Source organism: Streptomyces sp. NPDC048461, assembly GCF_055587105.1.
The window spans coordinates 64,130-69,694 of sequence record NZ_JBVJGW010000034.1 but is presented as its reverse complement, the minus strand read 5'-3'; the positions used below and the strand labels follow the sequence as shown (position 1 = coordinate 69,694).

The following is a 5,565-nucleotide window of genomic DNA, read 5'->3' as shown; positions in this document are numbered from 1 at the left end:
ACCTCGTCGGAGTGCTTGTCGACCTTCCCGATGGAGCCGTCCGTCGCCTCGACCTTGTAGCCGGTCAGATCGGCGCCGGCCAGACGGCCGGACGTCTCGCGGTAACCCCACACGTTCTCAGACATACGAAAAACCCCTCCATGAAGCTGGAAAATCAGCGGCCACTCTCTTCCTCCTGAATTCCGAGGAAGAGCAGCCTTGCCGAAAACTCGCTTGCCCCGGCCAATCCGTCTTACACACCCCGGCCGGAAAATCTGCCGGCCGGGGGCGTGCGAACAGGGGCGGTCGGGGCGGCTGGCGGGATTTGGAGGCGTCGGTTCCCGATGCTCCCGGTAACCGCCCCAACCACTCCCGCGCATACCCCATCAAGGCCGTGCTCAACAAATCGAGTGGTGGGGGGGGGGGGGGGGGGGGGGGGGGGGGGGGGGGGGGGGGGCGGCGCGGGGGCCCGCCCCCCCCCCCCCCCGCCCCCCCCCCGCCCCCCCCCCCCCCCCCCGCCCCGGCCGCCCCCCCCCCCCACACCCACATCACCACAGACCAGCGGCCTGACTACCAGCGGTACCAGCGGCCGCTACTTCCCTTCGGACGGGCGATAAACCCGACCAGCCAGATCACCAGCACTGCGATAGCGACCCACCAGAGGATCTTCACCGCGAAACCGGCACCGAACAGAATCAGAGCGAGCAGAAGAACAAGAAGCAGGGGAACCATATTTATCAACCTCCAAGGAACCGAATGCCCCTGCGACTCCAGACCATGCACGACTTCTTACCCGTTTCTTATCGACCCAGGCGGGAACCCGGGTACGCCCGCATGACCGGGTGCGAAGAATCGGGGAACGGCTACTCCCTTACCGCCCGTGGACCCCGAGCCGAGCCAGCGGGTCAGGGTGTGTCGCCCTGCCACCGGAACGCGCCCGCGGAGTCGCCCTCGGCAGGGGTGTAGAACGCGCGGCCGCCGGTCCGGTACATGCCGCGGTCGGTGATCAGGAGTGCACCCTCGGTCAGCTCACCGGCCGACCAGCCCGTGACGTCAAGCAGCAGCCAGTCCAGCGGCCCGCCGCGCAGGTCGGCGTATGCGTGCCCGTCCGCCAGGCGGTACGGCTCGTCGTCGCTGCCGTACACCCGCGGGCGCTTCGCCTCGTTCAGTTCTACAGCCTGCCCCGCGTCCCACCCGGTGCGCTCCACGTCCGGGTGAACCCGGCTGCCGGTAGCGGCGGCGCCGAACGCGGGGCGGACCCGGTTGAACGCGGCCGCGACGAAGGCCGGCATGCCCGGGACGGAAGTGATCGGCTCCAAGGTCAGGGCCGTGTCCGGGCAGGCCTGCGGGTGTGCTTCGCGTACGTGGTCGACCCCGGCCTCCAGGAGCGGGAGCAGCGCGCCGTCTTGGCCTTCGACCGCGGGGCTCAGGCCCCGGCACAGCTCTCAGCGGACCGCGTAGATCGTCGTCATACCCCTGACAACGACAGGTGGCGTGGGCGGGTACAGGGGAGTTGGGGGCGGCCCGGTCGTACCGCCCCCCGACGAAGCGGGCACCGGGCCTGACCCGCACACCCATGTCGGCGCAGGCTGGAACCGACCCCAACGCCCGCCCGGCCGGTGCCCGACCAATCCCCGTAGAGCGAACCCCTCCCGCAAACAGAGCGCGTTCACCGTGCGTCCCACGCCCTCATCGGGGCAGGAGAGCCGCATGCATCTGCTCCTGCTGTTCCTGCTGCCCCTCGGACTGGCGCTCGTACTCCTGGCCGTCGCCGAACCCCAGCAACACGGGCGCCACCGCCGCTGACACAGCCACCAGCCCCCAGAGCGCAGAGCATGCTCAAGGCGGCGGAGCCCATGGAGGTCACCGCGGGGAAGGCAGGGACGAGAGCCGGGCACCGGCTCCCTCTACAGGGTGCGCGCCGCCTCGATGCCGTCGGGGGTGGGAAGCACGGCGCGGACCTGGGTGAGGTCCAGGAGCCGGCCCAGCCGTGGGGGCACCGGGCCGGCCAGGACCAGGCGGCCGGTGCGCAGCATGCGGATCATGAGGTTGAGCATGGAGGAGTCGGCGAAGTCGACCTCGGTGACGTCGAGGACGATGCGTCGTACGCCGGGGTTGTCCGCGGCGTTCGTGCAGGCCTGGGTGAGGGGGGCCAGAGTGTCCTGGTCGAAGTCGCCCGCGCACACGATGACGCGGACACCGTCCTCGAAGGTGTTGCCCCATCCGCCCGTGAAGGGTTGCTTTGTCATGCCTTCTGTCCTTGACCAGCGGCCCGCTCCGGCCGCCGCCGGACCACGTCCGGCGCTGCCGAAGCGGCGCACACGGGTGCTGGCCTTGCCGGAGGCCCGGTGGGCGCTGGCCGCGCTGGTGCTGTTCCTGATCGCTCTCCCGCTGGATCTCCTCGGGGCCCCGGTCTGGATGTGGGCGCCGCTGTAAGCCGCCGTTTTCATCACGGGGGGCTGGGAGCCGGGATGGGTGGGCCTGAAGGCCCTGAGGGACAAGACCTTGGACGTGGATCTGCTGATGGTCGTCGCGGCCCTCGGCGCCGCCGCCATCGGGCAGGTCCTTGATGGGGCGATGCTGATCGTCATCTTCGCGACCTCCGGCGCGCTGGAAGCCGTCGCGACCGCGCGGACCGCCGACTCGGTCCGCGGGCTGCTCGACCTTGCGCCGACCATCGCGACCCGCCTTCTGCCCGGAGGCAGGGAGGAGAGCGTCCCCGCCGATGACCTCATGGTTGGCGAGGTCATCCTGGTGCGACCCGGCGAGCGGGTCGGCGCCGACGGTCAGGTCCTGGACGGCAGCAGCGACGTCGACCAGGCCACCATCACCGGCGAGCCGCTCCCGGTGGCGAAGCAGGCCGGGGACGAGGTGTTCGCTGGCACGGTCAATGGCACCGGCGCCCTGCGAGTACGGGTCGAGCGGGATCCGGCGGACTCGGTGATCGCGCGGATCGTGAAGATGGTCGAGGAAGCGTCCGAGACCAAAGCGCCAACCCAGCTGTTCATCGAGAAGGTCGAGCAGCGGTACTCGATCGGCATGGTCATCGCCGCCCTCGCCGTCTTCGCGATCCCGCTCGCCTTCGGCTCCGAGCTCAAGTCGGCCCTGCTGCGCGAGATGACGTTCATGATCGTCGCCTCGCCGTGTGCGGTGGTCCTCTCCACGATGCCGCCGCTGCTCTCCGCGATTGCCAACGCCGGCCGCCACGGCGTCCTGGCGAAGTCCACAGTCGTGATGGAACGCCTCGGCCAGGTCGACGCTGTGGCGCTGGACAAGACCGGCACCCTGACCGAGGGCACCCCACGCGTCACCGACTTCCGCCCCCAGTCCGGCTCCGGGCTGGACGAGAACTCCCTGCTGGCCCTGGCAGCGGCGGCCGAGCACCCCAGCGGCCCGGGCGGTCGTCCAGGCTGCCCGTGAGCGCGGACTCGCACTCGCCGAGGCGACGGGCTTCACCTCCACCCCCGGCGCGGGCGTCACCGCCACGATCGACGGCCGCACCGTCCAGGTCGGCTCTCCGGCCCGCCTGACCGCCACCGGCGACCCGAAAATGGCCGGCACGGTGCAGACGCTCGAAGACCAAGACCGCACCGCCGTCCTCGTCCTCCTCGACGGCGTACCAGCCGGAGTGCTGGGCATCGCCGACCGGCTCCGCCCTGACGCGAAGGCCACGGTGGCAGCTCTCACGGAACTCACCGGACGCCCGCCGGTCCTCCTGACGGGCGACAACGAGCGCGCCGCGCGCCACCTGGCCGCCGAGGTCGGCATCACCGATGTCCGCGCCGGGCTGCTGCCGCAGGACAAGGTGGCCGCCGTCCAGGGATGGGAGGCCGAGGGCCGGCGGGTGCTGGTGGTCGGCGACGGCGTCAACGACGCCCCCGCCCTGGCCGCCGCCCACACCGGCATCGCGATGGGTAAGGCCGGCTCCGACCTCGCGCTGGAGACCGCCGACGCAGTCGTCGTCCGCGACGAACTCACCACCATCCCCGCCATCGTGGCCCTCTCTCGCAAAGCCCGCCGTATGGTCGTGCAGAACCTGGTCATCGCCGGAATCTTCATCACCGTCCTGATGGCCTGGGACCTGATCGCCACCCTCCCGCTGCCGCTCGGCGTCGCCGGACACGAAGGCTCCACCATCATCGTCGGCCTCAACGGCCTGCGACTGCTCCGCGAACACGCCTGGACCAGCTCCCTCAGCAAGGACACCGTGTGACTCGGCCCTGGTACTCGGCCGGACCCGTACGTTGCTGAGGACCGTTCCGCAGCCGTGTCACACGGTGGATATCGGGCGGATGAGGCGGCGCGCTGGGCGGAATCGTACGATGACCGCATGACCAGCACCGTGCAGCCGCCGAGCCGTCGCCCCTCCGGGCGCGGCTTCGTCCTGCTGGTGCTGGCGGTGCTGGCCGGCGTGCTGGCAATGCACGGCCTGGGGCCGGGACCGGCGCCCGCGAAGACGCCAGCGGCTGTCAGCGCCCACGGCATGGCGATGGCCCACGACCAGACTGCCCAGCAGGTCGCGGGCGCCTGCTCGCACACCGATGGCGGAACCGGCCACGCGGATCACGCGGACGCCACGTGCGCGGCGGCCGGTGTCGGCGCTCCGTACATACCGCCCGTCCCGGCTGCCGCTCTCGACGCCGGGGCCGTACCCGTGGCGCTGCCCGCCAGTGCGGCGGGGACCCCGGAGAGCGGGCGTGCGCCGCCCGACCTCGCCGAGCTGCAACTCCTGCGGATATAGGACCCGCCCGCACGGCACCTCCTTGCCCCGGCTTGGCCGGCGGAGGTACCGCGCTCCGGCACACCCTCATTACGCACTGGCGCCCGCCCGCTCGAGCGGCGCATCAAGGAGTCGCACCACCATGAACAAGAACCTCATCCGCCGGACCGCCCTCGTCGCCGCCGCGGGCGCCGCCTCGCTCGTACTCGCCGCGTGCGGGTCGAGCGACGACACCTCCGCCGGGCACAACGGTCACAGCCCGTTGCCCTCGGTGTCCTCGTCCGCTTCGGCCTCCCAGGGGCAGCACAACGCGGCCGACGTCGCCTTCGCCAAGGGGATGATCCCCCACCACCGTCAGGCCGTGGAGATGGCCGACCTCGCGCCCACCAGGGCCGAGTCCGCCGAGGTCAAGAAGCTCGCCGACGAGATCAAGAAGGCGCAGGACCCCGAGATCAAGGCCCTCTCCGGATGGCTGACCTCCTGGGGTGAGCAGGTTCCCGCCGAGGGCGCCATGGACCACTCCATGCACGGCGCCGACGGCGGAATGATGACGCCCGCAGAGATGGACAACCTGGATAAGGCGTCCGGCAAGGCCTTCGACACCGCCTTCATGCAACTCATGATCAAGCACCACGAGGGCGCGGTGGCGATGGCGAAGACGGAGAAGGCCGACGGTTCCTTCCCCGAGGCCAAGACCATGGCGGACGCCATCATCACCTCGCAGACCGCCGAGATCACCAGGATGAACGACCTGCTCGGCAAGAGCTGACCCACCCGGGCGGAGGGGGGTGGGGGGGGGGGGGGGGGCGCCCCCCCCCCCCCCCCCCCGGGCGGGTGGCCTCCCCCCCCCCCCCAACCAACCACCC

General features: G+C 71.2%; 5 protein-coding genes and 2 pseudogenes. 3 read left to right on the top strand and 4 right to left on the bottom strand.

Annotated features, from left to right (window positions below; genetic code table 11):
• The 4 genes and pseudogenes from ACZ6S8_RS35585 to ACZ6S8_RS35570 all read right to left on the bottom strand — a co-directional run.
• Positions 1-125: pseudogene (locus ACZ6S8_RS35585) on the bottom strand (PRC-barrel domain containing protein); the annotation flags it as partial.
• Between the two features lie 424 nt (positions 126-549).
• A complete protein-coding gene (locus tag ACZ6S8_RS35580; RefSeq protein ID WP_383913103.1) occupies positions 550-711 on the bottom strand; it encodes a hydrophobic protein in 162 nt (53 codons plus the stop codon).
• 173 nt (positions 712-884) lie between these two features.
• Entirely contained in the window at positions 885-1,271 is a 387-nt protein-coding gene (locus tag ACZ6S8_RS35575) for a hypothetical protein (RefSeq protein ID WP_469462056.1), read from the bottom strand.
• 615 nt (positions 1,272-1,886) lie between these two features.
• Entirely contained in the window at positions 1,887-2,228 is a 342-nt protein-coding gene (locus tag ACZ6S8_RS35570) for an STAS domain-containing protein (protein WP_469462054.1), read from the bottom strand.
• On the opposite strand from ACZ6S8_RS35570, the pseudogene ACZ6S8_RS35565 reads away from it, so the two are divergent.
• The 3 genes and pseudogenes from ACZ6S8_RS35565 (at position 2,227) to ACZ6S8_RS35555 (ending at position 5,468) form a co-directional block, all read left to right on the top strand.
• Positions 2,227-4,192, top strand: a pseudogene (locus ACZ6S8_RS35565) (heavy metal translocating P-type ATPase). The gene ACZ6S8_RS35570 and the pseudogene ACZ6S8_RS35565 overlap by 2 nt on opposite strands.
• A gap of 117 nt (positions 4,193-4,309) precedes the next feature.
• Positions 4,310-4,720: a DUF6153 family protein gene (locus tag ACZ6S8_RS35560; RefSeq protein WP_469462052.1), complete on the top strand. Its 411-nt coding sequence runs from the start codon at positions 4,310-4,312 to the stop codon at positions 4,718-4,720.
• Positions 4,721-4,841: 121 nt separating this feature from the next.
• Positions 4,842-5,468: a DUF305 domain-containing protein gene (locus ACZ6S8_RS35555; RefSeq protein WP_469462050.1), complete on the top strand. Its 627-nt coding sequence runs from the start codon at positions 4,842-4,844 to the stop codon at positions 5,466-5,468.
• The last annotated feature ends 97 nt before the right edge of the window (positions 5,469-5,565 follow it).